This window comes from Pseudomonas sp. GP01-A4 (assembly GCF_058780865.1).
The window spans coordinates 37,025-53,564 of sequence record NZ_JBYSWF010000040.1 but is presented as its reverse complement, the minus strand read 5'-3'; the positions used below and the strand labels follow the sequence as shown (position 1 = coordinate 53,564).

The 16,540-nt window shown below is 60.1% G+C and carries 19 protein-coding genes; 8 read left to right on the top strand and 11 right to left on the bottom strand.

The features are described from left to right. Positions 1-15 precede the first annotated feature (15 nt). Complete coding sequence (locus AC3WKX_RS21510) at positions 16-498, top strand: GreA/GreB family elongation factor (protein ID WP_008437765.1); 483 nt, start codon at positions 16-18, stop codon at positions 496-498. Between the two features lie 5 nt (positions 499-503). Here the strand turns inward: AC3WKX_RS21510 and cysB are convergent, their stop codons facing one another. The 5 genes from cysB to AC3WKX_RS21485 form a co-directional block, all read right to left on the bottom strand. Next, on the bottom strand, positions 504-1,478 hold the full coding sequence (gene cysB, locus AC3WKX_RS21505; protein WP_003218707.1) for an HTH-type transcriptional regulator CysB: 975 nt from the start codon (positions 1,476-1,478) through the stop codon (positions 504-506). A 104-nt stretch (positions 1,479-1,582) separates the two neighbouring features. Next, positions 1,583-2,083, bottom strand: a complete 501-nt coding sequence (locus AC3WKX_RS21500; RefSeq protein ID WP_003218709.1) for a universal stress protein — start codon at positions 2,081-2,083, stop codon at positions 1,583-1,585. Between the two features lie 63 nt (positions 2,084-2,146). After that, complete coding sequence (locus AC3WKX_RS21495; protein ID WP_102605074.1) at positions 2,147-3,064, bottom strand: 5'-nucleotidase; 918 nt, start codon at positions 3,062-3,064, stop codon at positions 2,147-2,149. Between the two features lie 14 nt (positions 3,065-3,078). Continuing rightward, positions 3,079-4,041 (bottom strand): putative 2-dehydropantoate 2-reductase, encoded by a 963-nt coding sequence (locus AC3WKX_RS21490; protein ID WP_003218713.1) that lies wholly within the window; start codon positions 4,039-4,041, stop codon positions 3,079-3,081. Then, positions 4,038-4,430 carry a YbbN family protein gene (locus tag AC3WKX_RS21485; protein WP_102605075.1) on the bottom strand — a complete coding sequence of 131 codons (393 nt, stop codon included), beginning with the start codon at positions 4,428-4,430 and terminating at the stop codon, positions 4,038-4,040. Before AC3WKX_RS21485 ends, AC3WKX_RS21490 begins: the two co-directional genes overlap by 4 nt. Here AC3WKX_RS21485 and AC3WKX_RS21480 point away from each other — a divergent pair. Both AC3WKX_RS21480 and AC3WKX_RS21475 read left to right on the top strand, forming a co-directional pair. Continuing rightward, positions 4,429-4,863: a PilZ domain-containing protein gene (locus AC3WKX_RS21480; RefSeq protein ID WP_102605076.1), complete on the top strand. Its 435-nt coding sequence runs from the start codon at positions 4,429-4,431 to the stop codon at positions 4,861-4,863. The genes AC3WKX_RS21485 and AC3WKX_RS21480 overlap by 2 nt on opposite strands. 133 nt (positions 4,864-4,996) lie before the next feature. Beyond that, entirely contained in the window at positions 4,997-6,073 is a 1,077-nt protein-coding gene (locus AC3WKX_RS21475; RefSeq protein ID WP_003218719.1) for a 3-deoxy-7-phosphoheptulonate synthase, read from the top strand. A 114-nt stretch (positions 6,074-6,187) separates the two neighbouring features. Here AC3WKX_RS21475 and AC3WKX_RS21470 read toward each other — a convergent pair whose 3' ends face one another. After that, a complete protein-coding gene (locus tag AC3WKX_RS21470; protein WP_003189869.1) occupies positions 6,188-6,469 on the bottom strand; it encodes a GNAT family N-acetyltransferase in 282 nt (93 codons plus the stop codon). A gap of 626 nt (positions 6,470-7,095) precedes the next feature. On the opposite strand from AC3WKX_RS21470, the gene oprI reads away from it, so the two are divergent. Then, complete coding sequence (gene oprI, locus AC3WKX_RS21465) at positions 7,096-7,347, top strand: outer membrane lipoprotei OprI (RefSeq protein ID WP_003172710.1); 252 nt, start codon at positions 7,096-7,098, stop codon at positions 7,345-7,347. A gap of 132 nt (positions 7,348-7,479) precedes the next feature. On the opposite strand, the gene AC3WKX_RS21460 is transcribed toward oprI, so the two are convergent. The 3 genes from AC3WKX_RS21460 to AC3WKX_RS21450 form a co-directional block, all read right to left on the bottom strand. Next, positions 7,480-8,448 carry a L,D-transpeptidase family protein gene (locus AC3WKX_RS21460; protein WP_008437756.1) on the bottom strand — a complete coding sequence of 323 codons (969 nt, stop codon included), beginning with the start codon at positions 8,446-8,448 and terminating at the stop codon, positions 7,480-7,482. Between the two features lie 72 nt (positions 8,449-8,520). Continuing rightward, positions 8,521-8,814: a hypothetical protein gene (locus AC3WKX_RS21455; protein ID WP_003218723.1), complete on the bottom strand. Its 294-nt coding sequence runs from the start codon at positions 8,812-8,814 to the stop codon at positions 8,521-8,523. A gap of 58 nt (positions 8,815-8,872) precedes the next feature. Next, entirely contained in the window at positions 8,873-9,478 is a 606-nt protein-coding gene (locus AC3WKX_RS21450) for an arylesterase (RefSeq protein ID WP_003218725.1), read from the bottom strand. Positions 9,479-9,488: 10 nt separating this feature from the next. Here AC3WKX_RS21450 and AC3WKX_RS21445 point away from each other — a divergent pair, with 10 nt between their 5' ends. Then, positions 9,489-10,172 carry an ABC transporter ATP-binding protein gene (locus AC3WKX_RS21445; protein ID WP_003218726.1) on the top strand — a complete coding sequence of 228 codons (684 nt, stop codon included), beginning with the start codon at positions 9,489-9,491 and terminating at the stop codon, positions 10,170-10,172. Beyond that, positions 10,172-12,682: an ABC transporter permease gene (locus AC3WKX_RS21440; protein WP_102605077.1), complete on the top strand. Its 2,511-nt coding sequence runs from the start codon at positions 10,172-10,174 to the stop codon at positions 12,680-12,682. The genes AC3WKX_RS21445 and AC3WKX_RS21440 overlap by 1 nt, the downstream gene beginning before the upstream one ends. A 46-nt stretch (positions 12,683-12,728) precedes the next feature. Here the strand turns inward: AC3WKX_RS21440 and greB are convergent, their stop codons facing one another. Further along, positions 12,729-13,202: a transcription elongation factor GreB gene (greB, locus tag AC3WKX_RS21435; RefSeq protein WP_008437752.1), complete on the bottom strand. Its 474-nt coding sequence runs from the start codon at positions 13,200-13,202 to the stop codon at positions 12,729-12,731. A gap of 152 nt (positions 13,203-13,354) precedes the next feature. Beyond that, positions 13,355-14,584, bottom strand: a complete 1,230-nt coding sequence (locus AC3WKX_RS21430) for a hypothetical protein (RefSeq protein WP_102605078.1) — start codon at positions 14,582-14,584, stop codon at positions 13,355-13,357. Positions 14,585-14,888: 304 nt separating this feature from the next. Between AC3WKX_RS21430 and AC3WKX_RS21425 the strand changes: the two genes are divergently transcribed. Then, the gene (locus AC3WKX_RS21425) at positions 14,889-15,815 is read left to right on the top strand and encodes an ABC transporter ATP-binding protein (protein WP_023659064.1); all 927 of its coding nucleotides are present in this window, start codon (positions 14,889-14,891) and stop codon (positions 15,813-15,815) included. Then, entirely contained in the window at positions 15,812-16,537 is a 726-nt protein-coding gene (locus tag AC3WKX_RS21420; RefSeq protein ID WP_102605079.1) for an ABC transporter permease, read from the top strand. Before AC3WKX_RS21425 ends, AC3WKX_RS21420 begins: the two co-directional genes overlap by 4 nt. Positions 16,538-16,540 lie beyond the last annotated feature (3 nt).

Here is a 16,540-nt window from a genome sequence, read left to right as displayed (position 1 = left end):
TCACGAAAGCCGCCCATGAATAAACACGCCATTCACCAGTTGGTTTTGGACAAACTCGCGGTCGATCTCGATATCGCCCAGCGCGCTGCGCAAACCGCGTACGAAACCGCGACCCACGAAGAAAACATCGCCGAGAACAAGTACGACACCCTGGGCCTGGAGGCTTCTTACCTGGCAGCCGGCCAGGCCCGACGCGTCGAGGAGATCCGGCAGGCGCTGACGCTCTGCCAGAACATGCAACTGCGGGCCTACGATGACCAGCGCGGCATCGAAGTGGGCGCATTACTGGGGTTGGCAGATGAAAACGATCGCCAGCAGTGGCTATTCCTGGCGCCGGACGGCGCAGGCTTGAAGGTCGATGTGGTGGGGCAACCGGTGACCGTCATCACCCCACGCTCGCCCTTGGGCAAAAGCCTGTTGGGCAAGTTCGAAGGGGATGAGGTGGAGATTCTGGTGGGGGGCGCTCGGCAACAGTTTGCTGTTACCGAGGTGAAGTAAGCCGATCAGTGAACCGGTAGTTCAACGCCGTCGAACAGCTCTTCCAGTTCCTGCTTGTTGTGGCACTGGATGGCCTTGGCCATCACTTCGCGCGTCAGGTGCGGCGCGAATTTTTCAATGAAGTCGCACATGAAACCACGCAGGAAGGTGCCACGACGGAAACCGATCTTGGTCACGCTGGACTCGAACAGCTCGCTGGCATCGAGCACCACCAGGTCGTTGTCGAGCTTGGTGTCGACCGCCATCTTGGCGACGATACCGACACCCAGGCCCAGGCGCACATAAGTCTTGATGACGTCGGCATCAGCCGCGGTGAACACCACTTTCGGCGTCAGGCCACGATGGCTGAAGGCTTCATCGAGTTTCGAACGGCCGGTGAAACCGAACACGTAAGTCACGATCGGGTATTCAGCCAGGGCTTCCAGGGTCAGCTTCGGCAGCTTGGCCAGTGGGTGGCCTTGTGGGACCACGACGCAACGGTTCCAGCGGTAGCACGGCATCATCACCAGGTCGCCGAACAATTCCAGCGCTTCGGTGGCAATCGCGAAATCGACGGTGCCGTCGGCGGCCATCTCGGCGATCTGCATCGGCGAGCCCTGGTGCATGTGCAAGGCCACGTCCGGGTACTGCTTGATAAAGCTGCTGATCACCGGCGGCAGCGCATAACGCGCCTGGGTGTGGGTGGTGGCGATCGACAGGGTGCCCTTTTTCTCGTTGGAGAATTCCTGGGCGATCTGCTTGATGCTTTCGACCTTGCGCAGGATCTCGCCGGCGGTGGTGATGATGCGCTCACCGGCCGGGGTGACACGGGTCAGGTGCTTGCCGCTGCGTGCGAACACTTCAACGCCCAACTCATCTTCGAGCAGGCGGATCTGCTTGCTGATACCGGGTTGCGAGGTGTAAAGGCTTTGAGCAGTAGCGGAAACGTTGAGGTCGTGGTGCGCCACTTCCCAGATGTAGCGCAGTTGTTGAAGCTTCATATGTGTCCCTCAAAGCGGATAGACGCCACGGGTATCAGCGACGGTATATAACTATATTAAAGGTTAGACGGATAAATCTAGAACTTTTTATCGTTTTCTACCAATCACACGTCGTCACTGCGTCGACGCTGCAACAGCGGCACCAGGTACACCGGCACCTGGGACAGCTGCAGCACCCGTGCGGCGGTTCTCCCCAGAGGTGTTGCCACCCCGACCGCCTGGCTGTGACTACCTACGATCAACAAATCCACAGAGAGTTTCTGCGACTGGTCGAGAATCACTTCACAAGGATCACCCTGGATCACCCGCACCGAACGGATCAACTTGAGGTCCTGCTCCCCGTCCCCCAGCTCCTCGCGAAAACTGTCGAGCACCCGTTGTTCGATGGTCGCCATCACCGTCGTCAGGCCCTGGCTTTGCCATTCACTCAAGGCCTTCTCATCAAGGTAGCTCTGCAACACCGATTCGGCGAACAGCCCGATGGGCTCGACCACGTGAATCACATACAGATCAGCCTTGAACGTTCGCGCCAGCGCCAGGGCATGTTGCATCACATAGGGGGCATACAGACCGAGGTCAGTGGCGTACAGCATCGAACGAATCATAGAACCTCCTGGGCAGCCAGGATGGCGGGGATTGATTCAGCTTAGCAGCGCCTTTGGCAGTGCTCAGCCCTCGGTCTGAATTTTCAACTCGTTACTGATGCCATGGGGGACGTGACCGGTGGCCACGAACTCCCGGGCCTTCTCGCAATGCCCTTCCTGGTCATCGAAAAACACATCGGCGGCGAAGGCTTCGAGGAACGCCGACTTCTCCAGGCCACCAAGAAACAGCGACTCGTCGAGACGGATATCCCACTCGCGCAGCGTGCGAATCACCCGCTCGTGGGAAGGCGCCGAACGGGCGGTCACCAGCGCAGTGCGGATAGGGCAGGACTCGTCGGGGAACTCGCGCTGCAACAGGTTGAGTGCCGCCAGGAAGCCCTTGAATGGGCCGCCGCGCAACGGCTCGTGGGCGGATTCGCGCTCGCTGGCCTGGAAGGCTTCAAGGCCGCCCGACTGATAAACGCGCTCGGACTCGTCGGAAAACAGCACCGCGTCGCCATCGAAGGCGATCCGCAATTCAGCACTGGAGGCCCGACCTGCGCCGCCCGACAGAATCGTCGCTGCGGCAAACCCGGCATCCAGGGCGCTGCGCACATCCTCGGCATGGGTGGACAGAAACAGGTGGCAGCCAAACGCCGCCAGATAAGGATAAGGGCTGCGCCCGCCGACAAACGCCGCGCGGGAGATGTCGAGCCCGTAATGCTGGATCGAATTGAATACACGCAAGCCGGTGTCGGCACTGTTGCGCGACACCAGCACCACCTCGACCCGGGCGCGGCCGAGGCTGGCGTTGAGGCTCAGGAGTTTCTTCACCAGCGGGTAGGCGTCACCGGGCTCGAGGGTTTCTTCCTCGTGGTCGATCTGGTACTTGCGGTACGCCTCGACGCCTTGGGCCAGGTAGACCTTGTGGCTCTCGCTCAGGTCGAACAGCGCTCGCGAGGAAATCGCCAGCACCAGTTTGTCGCCCAATCCCTTCGCCATGGTGTTCCCCCCAATCAGCGGTTATGCCGATCCATAAAACTCAAGGCCTGATACAGCGCCTGCATGCGTGGCAATTCACAACCCGCCGCGTTGGCCGCGGCCAAGGGGCGCGCGTAGATCGCCGCCAGTTCCAGCGGGCGCTTGTGCACGTAATCGTGATACATGCTGGGCAAGTAGTCATCCATGCTCTCGGTCATGGTGAACATCTGCCCGGCGTAACTGGCGGGAATCTCATGCCCGCAGGCGTGGGCGCCCTGCACCACTTCGGCCATCAGCGCCTGGATCAGTTCGCGGCTGGACTCATCCGCCATCATCGCCGTGGTGCCCGTGCCGAACACTACCGAGAGACCGTTGTAAGGCACGTTCCACACCAGTTTATGCCAGCGCGCCTGGTGCACATTGGCCATGGCCTGGGAATCGATACCGGCCTGGTGAAACAGCGCGGCGCCTTCTTCGACGATGGCTTGCCGACCGCTGTCATCGTTGGCCGCGGGGCCACTGTGGTAACCCAGGTTGACCCGGCCCAGCGCCTGATGCTCGACGATCCCGGGACCGGAACGGTGCACGCCGATGTAGCACAGGCCACCCAGCAGGTGCAGCGACGGCGGCAGGTGTTCACGCAGGCTGTCCTCTACGTCGAGGCCATTTTGCAACAGGATTATCCTGGCGTCCGGGGCGGCAACCTGAGCGATGGTCGGGGCCAGTTCGACATTCCCGGTCGATTTGGTGCCCACCAGCAGCCAGTCGCACGGCGGCATGTCGGCGGCGCGGGCATAAGCCTGTACCGGGTGAAGGTGCACGGTTCCGTGGATCGTGCTGTTGAGTTGCAGGCCGCGCTCGCTGACCGCCGCGTACTCGCTGCGCAGCAGGAAATGCACATCGAAGCCGGCGCGCGCGAGCATCACACCGTAGTAGCCACCAATGGCCCCGGTGCCGATGATCCCGATCCGTGGCGACTGTTTTGTTACTTCGGTCATGGCAACTCCTCTGGTATTCGTTTGAGCGCCTGCTGCACACCTTGAGTCAGGTCGCTGGCGGTCAGACGCGTCAGTGACGCTAATATTCCATGGAATTTCCCGTTACACACCACAAACAACGCCGGCAGGTGAAAGATCTCGTAGCGCTCCACTGCCCCGCCATTGTGACCCGCATCCACCCAGCACACCCGGTCCACCGGCAAGTCCCAACCCGGCAGTTGCTGGTGCAGGAAGCGGCAACGCGAGCAGCCGTCACCGGTAAACACCACCAGGGACGTGCCGGGAAGCCCCAGTAATTGCTGGTCGATATCCAGGTCGGTAAGTTGCAGTTCTTTCACTATACTGCTGCCACCGCCGTCAACTGGACGGTGCTCGGAGTCCGTGTGCATGGGTCGTTTCTTTCCTCACCCTGATGATGTCGCTGTCGAAATAACCCAACGCCCCATTTCCGGCATTTCCCGCCAACGGCTGCACACTATCGGCCTGGGCGGCGTCGCATGCAATTGCCCACGCGCCTGGCACCAGGGCGCGGCCATCGAGTTGCACATCCCCTCACTGGGCCAGACGGCCCGCTATCCGGGCTATGTGGCATGGTGCCGCAAGGCCGAAAACGGCTACCGCGTCGACATTGCCTTTACCGATGAGCAGGCCTTGTTCGGTGCGCGGATGGGTGAGCAAGTGTGCCAGATCGAACGGTACTGCCGCCTCCACGAAGGCGTCGAGCCCACACCCGGGCAGAGCGAAGCGCTGGCCCGGGAATGGGTCACGCGCCATGCCGGCGAGTTCTCCCATGAGGCTTTTGTGCTGCCAGCGCTGGATTAAAGCGGACGTTGCCCATTGTCTCGCAGCCTTGTAACGCGCTAAGGTTCCGCTCCCCGCTGCACTTAAATCATGCTGTGCTCCGCCGCACGGGGATCGCTGGCGGCCGGCACCCGTGACCCTGACGAGTAACACGATGGCTGATTTACCGATCAACGACCTTAACGTCGAATCCAACGAGACCCTGATCACGCCCGATCAGCTCAAGCGCGAAATCCCCCTGAGCGACGCTGCCCTGCAGACCGTCACCAAGGGCCGCGAAGTCATCCGTGAGATTCTCGACGGCACCGACCACCGCCTGTTCGTGGTCATCGGGCCGTGCTCGATCCATGACCTCAAGGCTGCCCACGAATACGCCGAGCGCCTGAAGGTGCTGGCGGCGGAAGTGTCCGACACCTTGTACCTGGTGATGCGTGTCTATTTCGAGAAGCCGCGTACCACAGTCGGCTGGAAAGGCTTGATCAACGACCCGTACCTGGACGACTCGTTCAAGATCCAGGATGGCCTGCACATCGGTCGTCAATTGCTGCTGGACCTGGCGGAAATGGGCCTGCCGACGGCAACCGAAGCCCTGGACCCGATTTCCCCGCAGTACCTGCAAGACCTGATCAGCTGGTCGGCAATTGGTGCACGCACCACCGAATCCCAGACTCACCGCGAAATGGCTTCCGGCCTGTCCTCGGCCGTGGGTTTCAAGAACGGTACCGATGGCGGCCTGACCGTGGCGATCAACGCCCTGCAGTCGGTCTCCAGCCCGCACCGCTTCCTGGGCATCAACCAGGAAGGTGGCGTGTCCATCGTCACCACAAAGGGCAACGCCTACGGTCACGTGGTACTGCGTGGCGGCAATGGCAAGCCCAACTATGATTCGGTCAGCGTGGCCTTGTGCGAACAGGCGCTGAACAAGGCGAAGATCAAGCCGAACATCATGGTCGATTGCAGCCACGCCAACTCCAACAAGGACCCGGCCCTGCAACCGCTGGTGATGGAGAACGTGGCCAACCAGATTCTGGAAGGCAACCAGTCGATCATCGGCCTGATGGTCGAAAGCCACCTGAACTGGGGCTGCCAGGCGATTCCAAAGGACCTGGCCGACCTGCAATACGGCGTGTCGATCACCGATGCGTGCATCGACTGGTCTGCCACCGAGACCACCTTGCGCAGCATGCACGCCAAGCTCAAGGACGTGTTGCCCAAGCGCCAGCGCGGCTGAGCACAGACTGCGGACACAAAAACGCCGGGCTAAACCCGGCGTTTTTTTTGATCGTTCCCCCGCCCTGCGTGGGAATGCATCCTGGGATGCTCTGCGTACCGCCCTACTCAATGCTCAAAGCTTCGCGGCATGGCGCTGGTGGCGCTCCATGTAGCGCTCAACGTAGGAGCAGGACGGGATCACCGTATAACCTGCCTCTTCGGCGAACTTCAACGCTTCCTCGGTCAGCGCGGCAGCAATGCCACGGCCGCGCAATGCGTTGGGCACGAAGGTGCGATAGATATCCAGGGTCTGCTTCCCGAGATCCATATAGGTCAGATAGGCACGATGACCGTCCACATTGGTCTCGAACTGATGACCAGCCTGGTCATGGTGGATGGACAACGCCTCGCTCATCACTACTCCTCGCGGGTCTTGGTTTCTGACCCCTACCTTACCGATGTTTTTCCGGCGAAGGAACATCTACGCCACCCGGTGCCGGTTTCGACAACGAGAAAAGCGGCCAGTGCCTTGCACTAGCGCTCACAACCAGCACAGGGAAATAGTAGGCGCCAATCGCTCAATTGCTCAAGACGCGCTCGTCTTCCGTTGCGCTGGCGGACATAGAAAGGGCCAATCGAGATTCCTTACGTCGATGGCCTGAACATTGCCGGCAGTTGAAGCTTGAGACGAACACGCGCTCTTAAAGTCACCTCAACATGCACAAAAGATACCGAATGGCGAAAAGACAATCTGAACAATAGTGTCAGGGACGATATATAAAATGACTTATGTTTACATGGCTTAACACATGCCAGCCGGCCCTTTCAGGCTGGATCCAATCCTCGGCCGAGTGCAAAAATCTGCATATTTTTTATACAGACTCTCGAAAGATTAGCCAAAATAGATTGGACGCGAGAATTTTTTTTGCTTCTTGCGCTACGTCAGTTTACTTACTACAAGTAATGGGTAGTATGTACGCCGGCTATTAGCTCACTCTGAGAAAGTAGCCATTTAATAGAAAGTCCTTGAAGGGGAACACGATGAACAACGTTCTGAAATTCTCTGCTCTGGCTCTGGCCGCAGTTCTGGCTACCGGTTGCAGCAGCGTCTCCAAAGAAACCGAAGCTCGTCTGACTGCAACTGAAGACGCAGCAGCACGCTCCCAGGCTCGTGCAGACGAAGCCTACCGTAAAGCTGATGAAGCTCTGGCTGCTGCTCAAAAAGCACAACAGACTGCTGACGAAGCTAACGAGCGCGCTCTGCGCATGCTTGAAAAAGCAAGCCGCAAGTAATAATCCTCCGGGGTTGTTATCAAGCCGATCCATTCTTGGATCGGCTTTTTTTTGCCTGTGATTTGGCTGGATTCCAGACAATAAAAAACCCGTCACCGCGCGAGGCGATAACGGGTTATGGATCGTGCAGGCTTACTGCTGCAGATCGACCGGCGTACTCGATACCATCGGCGCCCCGCCGGGTACACCGATTTCCGTCGGCAAACCGTCTTCAGCCGCAACCACGTCACGCACCTGGTCCCAGTTGACCCGCAGGTTGCTGGACAGGTCTTCACGCTTGAGCAAGGCGTTGATGACGGCGGTGTGCTTGTCGACGACCGATGGGGTGCCATCGTCGTTCAGCGGCGTATGGGCTTCCAGGTAGACCTTGCCCCCGGCCGCGCCGAACTTGTAGGCGTCGTTGATAATCCGCACCGACGTGCCCACCGGCACCATGTCGGCCATTTCCAGCACGTTGTTGTTGAACATGCGGAAGCAACCGTGGCTGGTACGGGTACCGATGCCGAACTTCATGTTGGAACCGTGGATCAGGTAGCCCGGCGTGCCGAGGGTGAACTTGAACGGCCCCAGCGGGTTGTCCGGGCCGGCCGGCACGACGTTGGGCAACGGGTCGCCATTGGCGGCGTGTTCTGCCTTGATCGAGGCTGGCGGGGTCCAGGTCGGGTTCGGGATCTTGCCCGTGATGGTGGTGTGGGCCACTGGCGAGCCCCAGCCTTCACGGCCAATCCCCAACGGGAACGTGTACACCACGTTCTGGCCCTTGGGGTAGTAGTAGAGCCGGTACTCCGCCAGGTTGATCACGATGCCTTCACGCGGGCCGGGCGGCAGGATGAAGCGCGTCGGCAACACGATCTCGGTACCCGCTCCCGGCAGCCAGGCATCCACGCCCGGGTTGGCCGCGACCATCTCCGAATAACCCAGGTCGTAGGTGGTGCCGAGGTCCGCGAAGGTATCTTCGTACTTGGCCTTGATCACCTGGACCTGGCCAACGATATCTTCACCCGGTGGCGGCAAAGGCAACTGCAAGGCTGCAGCAGGACCGGCCGCGCAGAGCGCAGCGAGAGACAGGCAACAGGTGACGGCGGAAAGGCGCGACAACATCCGGGAATTCCTTCGCAGATCGACGGGTAGTAGAAAATGGATTGTACACGGCTGCCCGGCGGGCACCCATATTCAAAGCTCGAAGCGCAGCTCCGGCCAGATCGGCGGTGTGCCGCGTTTTTGCGACTCGAGGATCGCCCGGCACAGGGGGCACAAACGCTGGTCCTGGAAGATCGAGCGATCCACCGATGACCAGCGCGGCTGGGCAGGCAACAACGTGCCGCAGAGGGTGCGGTCGATGGACCCGCCCAACTCCAATTGACGCGTCACCAGATGCACCCGGACTTCCTGGCAGGCGAACAGATCCAGCTGTTCGTCAGGCTCGATCAGTTGGTAGGCAAACAGTGACCAGGCAGGACGCGACATCGGGGGCTCCAAATCGGGGGGGCGCCACCTTAGCCGAAAGACCGCTGCTAGAAAAGCGTCATAGCAGTGGTTTTAGCGTTGGCCAGACATTTTCCAGCAACTTGCCCTGCGCGCCAACCGCCGGGTGCAATTGGTCAGCCTGCATCAGGTCCGGATGACCACCGACGCCTTCAAGGAAAAACGGCACCAGCGGGACGCTTTTTTCCTTGGCCAGGGCCGGGTAGACATTAGCAAACGCGGTGGTGTATTTCGGCCCGTAATTAGGCGGCAACTGCATGCCCAGCAGCAGCACCTTGGCACCGCTGGCCTTGGACTGTTCAATCATCGATGCAAGATTTTGTTTCAATTGCTCGGGTGGCTGCCCACGCAGGCCGTCATTGCCGCCCAGCTCGATGATCACCAGGTCCGGCTTATGCTCTGCAAGCGCCGCCGGCAGCCGCGCCCGGCCTCCGGCACTGGTGTCGCCGCTGATGGAGGCGTTGACCACTTTATCGTCGAAACCTTCGCTCTTGAGCCGTTGTCCCAACAACGCTACCCACCCTTTGCTGGTATCCAGCCCGAAACCGGCACTGATACTATCGCCAACGATCAGGACTGTACCCGCCGCTGCGTTCTGGGCCATGCACATCAAGGCCAGGCCAGCACTCAAAAACCACATTCGCATTGGATTCTCCATGGGCGCAAGCATTCTCACCGCGCGAAACCTTAGCAAAGTGGTTCCCAGCGCGGAAGGTGAACTGACTATCCTGCACGAACTGAGCCTGGAACTGAACAAGGGCGATAGCCTGGCTATCGTCGGCGCCTCCGGTTCCGGCAAATCCACCCTCCTCGGCCTGCTGGCCGGCCTCGACCTGCCCAGCAGTGGCGAAGTCACCCTCGCCGGCCAGGCCCTGAGTACCCTCGACGAAGACCAGCGTGCACGCATCCGCGCCGAGCACGTGGGGTTTGTGTTCCAGTCCTTCCAGTTGCTCGACAGCCTCAACGCGCTGGAAAACGTGATGCTGCCCCTGGAGCTGGACGGTCGCAAGGACGCCCGCGAGCGCGCCAAACACCTGCTGGAGCGTGTCGGCCTGGGCCAGCGTCTCACCCACTCGCCGCGCCAACTTTCGGGGGGTGAGCAGCAACGGGTAGCGATTGCCCGGGCGTTTGCTGCCGAACCGGACGTGCTGTTTGCCGATGAACCCACCGGCAACCTCGACAGCCATACCGGCGAGCGCATCAGCGACCTGCTGTTCGAACTCAACAAAGAGAGCGGCACGACCCTGGTGCTGGTGACCCATGACGAGCGCCTGGCCCACCGTTGCCGTCGCCTGATCCGTCTTGAAGCCGGCCTGATGGTCGCGCCCCTGGAGCCTTGATGGCACGCTTGCCCTTGTTGCGCCTGTTCAGCCTTGCCCTTCGCCAGTTGCTGCGCGATGCCCGCGCCGGCGAACTGCGTGTGCTGTTCTTCGCCCTGCTGGTGGCCGTGGCCGCCAGCACCGCCATCGGTTACTTCGGTGCCCGCCTGAACGGCGCGATGATGTTGCGCGCCACCGAGTTCCTGGCGGCCGACCTGGTGCTGGAAGGCAGTTCACCCGCCCGCACCGAGCAAATCCAGAGTGGCACCGAGCTGGGCCTGCAGCACGCCAGGGTGGTGGAATTCTCCAGCGTGATCGCCACTGACGCTGGCATCCAGCTGTCCAGCATCAAGGCGGTCAACGAGGCGTATCCGTTGCGCGGCGAGCTGAAGAGCGCCGCCGAACCCTTCGCCGAAGAAACTGCCGGAGGTGGCCCCAAACCCGGTGAAGCCTGGGTGGAAGCACGGCTGTTGACGGCACTGAACCTGAAAATCGGCGACAGCATCGACGTCGGCATGAAGACCCTGCGCCTTTCCCGCGTGCTGACCTATGAGCCGGATCGCGCCGGCAACTTCTATAGCCTGACGCCCAGGGTGATGATCAACCTGGCCGACCTTGACGCCACCGGCGTGGTGCAGCCCGGCAGTCGCGTGAGTTATCGCGACCTGTGGCGCGCGCCACAGGGCGGCACCGTGCTGCAAACCTATCGCGACCTGGTCAAGCCCGGCCTGGCTGCCAACCAGCGGCTGCAGGATGCGCGCGACGGCAACCAGCAGATCGGCGGCGCGCTGGGCAAGGCCGAACGTTACTTGAACATGGCCAGCCTGGTGGCGGTGCTGCTCTCCGGCGTGGCCGTGGCGCTCTCGGCCAATCGCTTCGCCAGCCGACGCTTTGATGCCAGCGCCTTGCTGCGCTGCCTCGGGTTGTCGCGACGCGAAACCATGTTGCTGTTCAGCCTGCAATTGGCCGTGCTGGGGTTGCTGGCCAGCCTGACCGGCGCCCTGCTCGGCTGGCTGGCGCAATTGGGCCTGTTTGCGCTGTTGCATGACCTGCTGCCGGCGGACGTTCCACCCGGCGGGCTGCTGCCGGCCGTTGCCGGGATTGGCACCGGGCTGGTAGCCCTCGCCGGTTTCGCCCTGCCGCCGCTGGCCGCCCTGGGGCGGGTGCCGCCACTGCGGGTATTGCGCCGCGACTTGCTGCCAATCCCTTCCAGCACCTGGATGGTCTACGGCGCCGCACTCTTCGCCCTGGGCCTGATCATGTGGCGCTTGAGCCTCGACCTGGTGCTGACCTTCGCCCTACTGGGCGGCGGCGTGATTGCCGCGCTGGTTCTCGGCGGCCTGCTGCTCCTGTTGCTGCAAAGCCTGCGACGCCTGCTGGCCCGGGCCTCCCTGCCCTGGCGCCTGGGGCTGGGCCAGTTGCTGCGTCATCCCCTGGCGGCCGCGGGGCAGTCACTGGCGTTCGGGCTGATCCTGTTATCCATGGGCTTGATCGCGTTGTTGCGCGGCGAATTGCTGGACACCTGGCAGAACCAGTTGCCCAAGGACGCCCCCAACTATTTCGCCCTGAACATCCTGCCTGCCGACAAAGACACCTTCGGCGCACGCCTGCTGGAATTGCAGGCACAGTCTGCTCCGTTGTATCCGGTGGTGCCGGGACGCTTGATCAGCATCAATGGCGCCCCGGTGCAGGAGATTGTCAGCAAGGACTCCAGCGGCGATCGTGCAGTACAGCGAGACTTGAGCCTGACCTGGGCCGCCGACCTACCACCGGGCAACAAGCTGACGGCGGGCTCCTGGTGGACGGCGCAACCGACCGACGAGATTCCAGGCGTCTCGGTGGAGGCCAAGGTCGCCGACAGCCTGAAACTCAAGCTCAACGATCACCTGGTGTTTACCGTCGGCGGGGAAAACCGCGAAGCGCGGGTCACCAGCCTGCGGGAAATCAACTGGGACAACTTCCAGCCCAACTTCTTCATGATCTTCCAGCCCGGCACCCTGAAGGACCTGCCGGCCACCTACCTGACCAGCTTCTACCTAGCACCCGGTCATGACCAGCAGATCGTCGACCTGTCCCGGGCCTTCCCGGCGGTGACCATCCTGCAGGTGGAGGCGCTGCTTGAACAGCTGCGCAGCATCCTCGCCCAAGTCACCCTGGCGGTGGAGTACGTGCTGTTGTTTGTCCTGGCGGCGGGGATGGCCGTGTTGTTCTCCGGGCTCCAGGCAACCCTCGATGAGCGGATTCGCCAGGGCGCCCTGCTGCGGGCGCTGGGGGCTGAGCGCAAGTTGCTGGTCAAGGCCCGGCGTATCGAGTTCGGGTTGTTGGGCGCAGTCAGCGGGCTGTTGGCAGCGCTGGGCACCGAACTGGTGACACTGGTGCTGTACCGCTACGCGTTCGACCTGACCTGGCACCCGCATCCGTGGCTATTGCTGCTGCCGGTGATCGGCGCCGTGCTGATCGGCGGTGCCGGCGTGTTCGGCACCCGCCGCGCACTGAATGCCAGCCCGTTGACGGTGCTGCGCGAGGGCTGAAAACGCAAATGGCCCGCACGCGTTCATGCGTACGGGCCATCCGTTGTCACTTCACATATTCGATAGCGGTGATCCACCAGCACACTTCGCCACTGGGGGTCTGCACGAGCGCCTCGTCATCCACTTCCTTGCGCAACAGTGCCCGGGCCATGGGTGAGTCGATGGAGATGTAGTCCATACGCTCATAGATCTCGTCGTACCCCACGATGCGAAACCGCTTGGTCTCGCCCTGTTCGTTTTCAATCTCCACCCAGGCGCCGAAAAACACCTTCCCTTCCTGCTCGGGCATGTACTCGACCACGCGCATGTCTTCCAGGCGCTTGCGCAAATAACGCACCCGGCGATCAATTTCCCGCAGCAGCTTCTTGTTGTACTGGTAGTCGGCGTTTTCGCTCCTGTCCCCCAGGGAGGCCGCCCACGTCACTTTGCGGGTGGTATCAGGGCGCTTTTCTCGCCACAGGTAATCAAGCTCCTTTTTCAGGGCTTCATGACCTTCTTTGGTAATCAGCTTGGTGCTCAAAAGCTCTACATCCCCTGGAAGTTTGCATTTTTCAGACCCGCTGCCGCATCAGGCACAACGCATTTAACGCCCGATGTCGGCTGTGGGGGTCGATGATAAATGAACTCGGGAAAGTAGCCAGACCCACCGGCGGATTCCGGCAACGACGCGTATCAGTCAGCCTCCGTCTGGGTCGGGCCGCATTCAGGCTGGCCGCGCCCGTTCTCGCCAAGCCATGCAAGTGACTCATCCAGGGATTGAAGCGTAACCCTCAGGTTGTCCCGCAGGACAGGCAACTGGAACAGCGCAGCCGTCAGCTGTTGCTCCTTGAGGCGCACCGCAAGGTCACGGTCATGCAACTGGGCTTCCTGGCTCTCCAGGTAGCGCGCACGCTCGTCCATTCGTCGCTGCTCTGTCTGGTTCAGCGCCGAGCTGCCAGCCAGATGCTCCTCCCGGAGGGCCAGCGTGCGGGCCAACTGTTCCAGGGACGTTTCCTTTTCGGCAATCCTGTCGGCACTCCGCTGACTCTCCTGCTCAAGGTCAGCCCTTTCCTGGCGCAGTTCGAGACGCAACTGATCAAGCGCTTCTTCCTGCTTGAGCACGCTGAGCTTTTGCTGCGTCAGCTCCTGTGACAATCGGGAAAGATTGGCCAGCGTATCGTCCACTTCAAACAACGAGGATGACTCATTCCGGGCAGGCATGGGCGGCGGCGCCTGGGGGACCGGTTCAGGTTGTTGGACTATGGGCGCCGGCACTGCCGCAGCGACAGCAGGCGCCTCGATCGGTGCCTGTAGTGGCGCCTCAACGAGCGGCTCGGATACCTCGAGCTCAGCCTCGGGCGCCTGCGTCACCGGCTCGGGCAATGACCGCGCAGGCTCTGAAGGATCGGGGGACCTGGGAGCAGACACCATTCTTGAGGAGAAACGAATCGACGGCACGATCAACGTGTTGCTTTCAATGGCGGGCAAACCGGGCGCCGACGTTCCCAGGGTAATCACCTTCATCACCAGGGATTTCTTGATCGTCAACGAGTGATGATCTTCAGGCCTGGCCGGGGGCAATTTGCAGCCTTTCAAATCAACAAAATGAAAGGGAATCTGAGTTTCGCCGCTGCTTGCAGATTTTGCCCCGGGAGCAGCCGCGAGCGTCAGGATTTGCTTGAAGACATGGGTCGCTATTTGCAGGTCTTCCTTGGAGTCTATCGCCCCCAGAAAGTAACGTTCGGACTTTTTGCGCAACGCTGCGATGTACACCCGTGAACTACCGGGCTCTGTTTCTTCATCCAGACTGTAGGCAAGAAAGTTTGAAGAGATCTGCGCCACCGCAAAACCACAAAGCAGTGCACCATTGACCGGTGCATCATGCCCGGACTGTTCAAGAACAAGGGTACGTAGAAGCAGCATGACATCAGGCTCCATTTCAAATTGGCATAAACTTTAAATAAACACCAAATAAACAACGACTGTAATTAAATCATCAAAAGCAAAACAATTGTTTCAGCGAGTCATAGTCTGGCATGTAGGACTTATCTTATTCAGCCCCCTCAGCATTTCCAAGAGCGTTTATTGAACGTACCATTTTTTAACAGTGCGACGTCGGAAAAGCTTCAACATAAAAAGATTTCAAGCATTGAATTTCGAACATTCACAACCTGCTGTTCACCCAGGTTAATCCAGCCTTGCCATATCCATTCAGTAGAAAAGCATAATGATCGAGATAACGAGCCTGACAAAAACCATGGGCGGAAAAAACATTATTCATGACTTCTCATTCAACGCCCAACCCCAGGAATGCCTCGGGCTGTTTGGAAATGATGGTGCGGGAAAAACAACTATTATCAAAATGATCTCAGGCTCGACTACACCCTCTTCAGGCCATATAAAAATATTCGGTAACGATATCGCCCTGAATGCATTCCAGGCAAAAAAAGTCACCGGCTACCAGCCAGAGCGACTCTTGAGCCATGGTGCAATGAGTGTAAAGGCCTTTCTCGGTTTCATTGCCGAAATACGCGGATTCCGCGGCGCGGAAAAACGCAAGATGATTGACCGGGCAGTTGCACGGCTTGAGTTGTGGCGGATACTCAAAAGCCCGGTGGAAACCCTCACGGACGGGTTGAAACGCAAGGTAGCCATCGCCCAGGCAATCCTGCATGACCCCAGCCTGCTGTTGCTCGATGAGCCAACAGAAGGTCTGAATGCCGACCAGAAACACAAAGTCAGAATGCTCATCAAGTCGCTCAGCGACGAGATGACGGTCATCGTCGCGTCCCGTGCGCCGGAAGAACTGACCGGTATTTGTACCCGCGCACTGGTGATAGCCGACGGCCGATTGGTGGCAGACACTTCGGTGCCCGAACTGCAGCGCAGCTCCCGTCATCACCAGGCGGTCACCCTTGCAGCCGACACACCGCTGGACCTGTTGGCCCTGGCGGTATTGCCCGGGGTCGCCGGCATCGAGGAAGACCGCGAGACTCCCGGCACAGTGACCGTACTCGCCCTGCCGGGGCAAATCATCTACCCCCACATCAATGCACTGGTCACCCAGCGCCGCTGGAAGCTCAATGCCCTGAACCTGGAAGCCGGGCGCCTGGATGACGTTGTGCACCATATGAGCCAGGAGGCATCGATTTGAAACTTCTCCCGGTCATATTCAAGCGTCAACTGGTCAGTTATCTTTCGGCTCCCGTCACTTACCTGAGCACTGCGGTTTTCCTGACCGCCGCTGCTGTATTTGGCTTCCACTCAACCCGGTTACTGGAAGTCGGCAGTGCCGACTTGCAGGGCTTCTTCCAGTTGCACCCCTGGCTCTACTTACTGTTGACACCTGTCCTATGCACTCGGCTTTGGGCCGACGAGCCCACCACCGGTTCCATGGAGTTCCTGAAAACCCTGCCCGTCACACGTTTCGAGATAGTGGTCGGAAAGTTTCTGGCGGCCTGGATTGTTTCTGGCGTGGCCCTGCTGTTGACCTTCCCGATAGTTATCACCGTCAACTATTTTGGCAATCCGGACAATACAGTCATTGCGTCACAATACCTGGGAAGTTGGGTATTGGCCGGATGTTATCTATCCGTGGGTTGTTTTATCTGCGCACTGACACACCATCGCGCGATTATATTCACCGTAACCCTGTGCTTGCTGCTGACCGCCAGTGGCCTGTCATCCATTCTTGATGCGATTGAACATCAAGTTCCGGTATGGCTGATTGACCGCCTTCTTTCCCTGAGCCCGTCTGCGCGTTTTGACGCCATTGACCAAGGGGTACTGGCTCTTCAAGACAGTTTGTACTTCATCAGTATGATCATCGCCTTTCTTGGCGCGACGGTCATTGTCCTGAATGTAAGAAACGGTTGAGAA

Bases quoted from the DNA above. Each gene is read 5' to 3' on its own strand.
- AC3WKX_RS21425 (WP_023659064.1), top strand. From the start codon at position 14,889: ATGATCGAGATAACGAGCCTGACAAAAACCATGGGCGGAAAAAACATT.
- AC3WKX_RS21485 (WP_102605075.1), bottom strand. From the start codon at position 4,430: ATGCACACGGACTCCGAGCACCGTCCAGTTGACGGCGGTGGCAGCAGT.
- AC3WKX_RS21480 (WP_102605076.1), top strand. From the start codon at position 4,429: ATGGGTCGTTTCTTTCCTCACCCTGATGATGTCGCTGTCGAAATAACC.
- AC3WKX_RS21455 (WP_003218723.1), bottom strand. From the start codon at position 8,814: ATGTCGCGTCCTGCCTGGTCACTGTTTGCCTACCAACTGATCGAGCCT.
- AC3WKX_RS21475 (WP_003218719.1), top strand. From the start codon at position 4,997: ATGGCTGATTTACCGATCAACGACCTTAACGTCGAATCCAACGAGACC.
- AC3WKX_RS21430 (WP_102605078.1), bottom strand. From the start codon at position 14,584: ATGCTGCTTCTACGTACCCTTGTTCTTGAACAGTCCGGGCATGATGCA.
- AC3WKX_RS21495 (WP_102605074.1), bottom strand. From the start codon at position 3,064: ATGGCGAAGGGATTGGGCGACAAACTGGTGCTGGCGATTTCCTCGCGA.
- AC3WKX_RS21440 (WP_102605077.1), top strand. From the start codon at position 10,172: ATGGCACGCTTGCCCTTGTTGCGCCTGTTCAGCCTTGCCCTTCGCCAG.
- oprI (WP_003172710.1), top strand. From the start codon at position 7,096: ATGAACAACGTTCTGAAATTCTCTGCTCTGGCTCTGGCCGCAGTTCTG.
- AC3WKX_RS21450 (WP_003218725.1), bottom strand. From the start codon at position 9,478: ATGCGAATGTGGTTTTTGAGTGCTGGCCTGGCCTTGATGTGCATGGCC.
- AC3WKX_RS21460 (WP_008437756.1), bottom strand. From the start codon at position 8,448: ATGTTGTCGCGCCTTTCCGCCGTCACCTGTTGCCTGTCTCTCGCTGCG.
- AC3WKX_RS21445 (WP_003218726.1), top strand. From the start codon at position 9,489: ATGGGCGCAAGCATTCTCACCGCGCGAAACCTTAGCAAAGTGGTTCCC.
- AC3WKX_RS21500 (WP_003218709.1), bottom strand. From the start codon at position 2,083: ATGATTCGTTCGATGCTGTACGCCACTGACCTCGGTCTGTATGCCCCC.
- AC3WKX_RS21470 (WP_003189869.1), bottom strand. From the start codon at position 6,469: ATGAGCGAGGCGTTGTCCATCCACCATGACCAGGCTGGTCATCAGTTC.
- AC3WKX_RS21510 (WP_008437765.1), top strand. From the start codon at position 16: ATGAATAAACACGCCATTCACCAGTTGGTTTTGGACAAACTCGCGGTC.
- AC3WKX_RS21490 (WP_003218713.1), bottom strand. From the start codon at position 4,041: ATGACCGAAGTAACAAAACAGTCGCCACGGATCGGGATCATCGGCACC.
- cysB (WP_003218707.1), bottom strand. From the start codon at position 1,478: ATGAAGCTTCAACAACTGCGCTACATCTGGGAAGTGGCGCACCACGAC.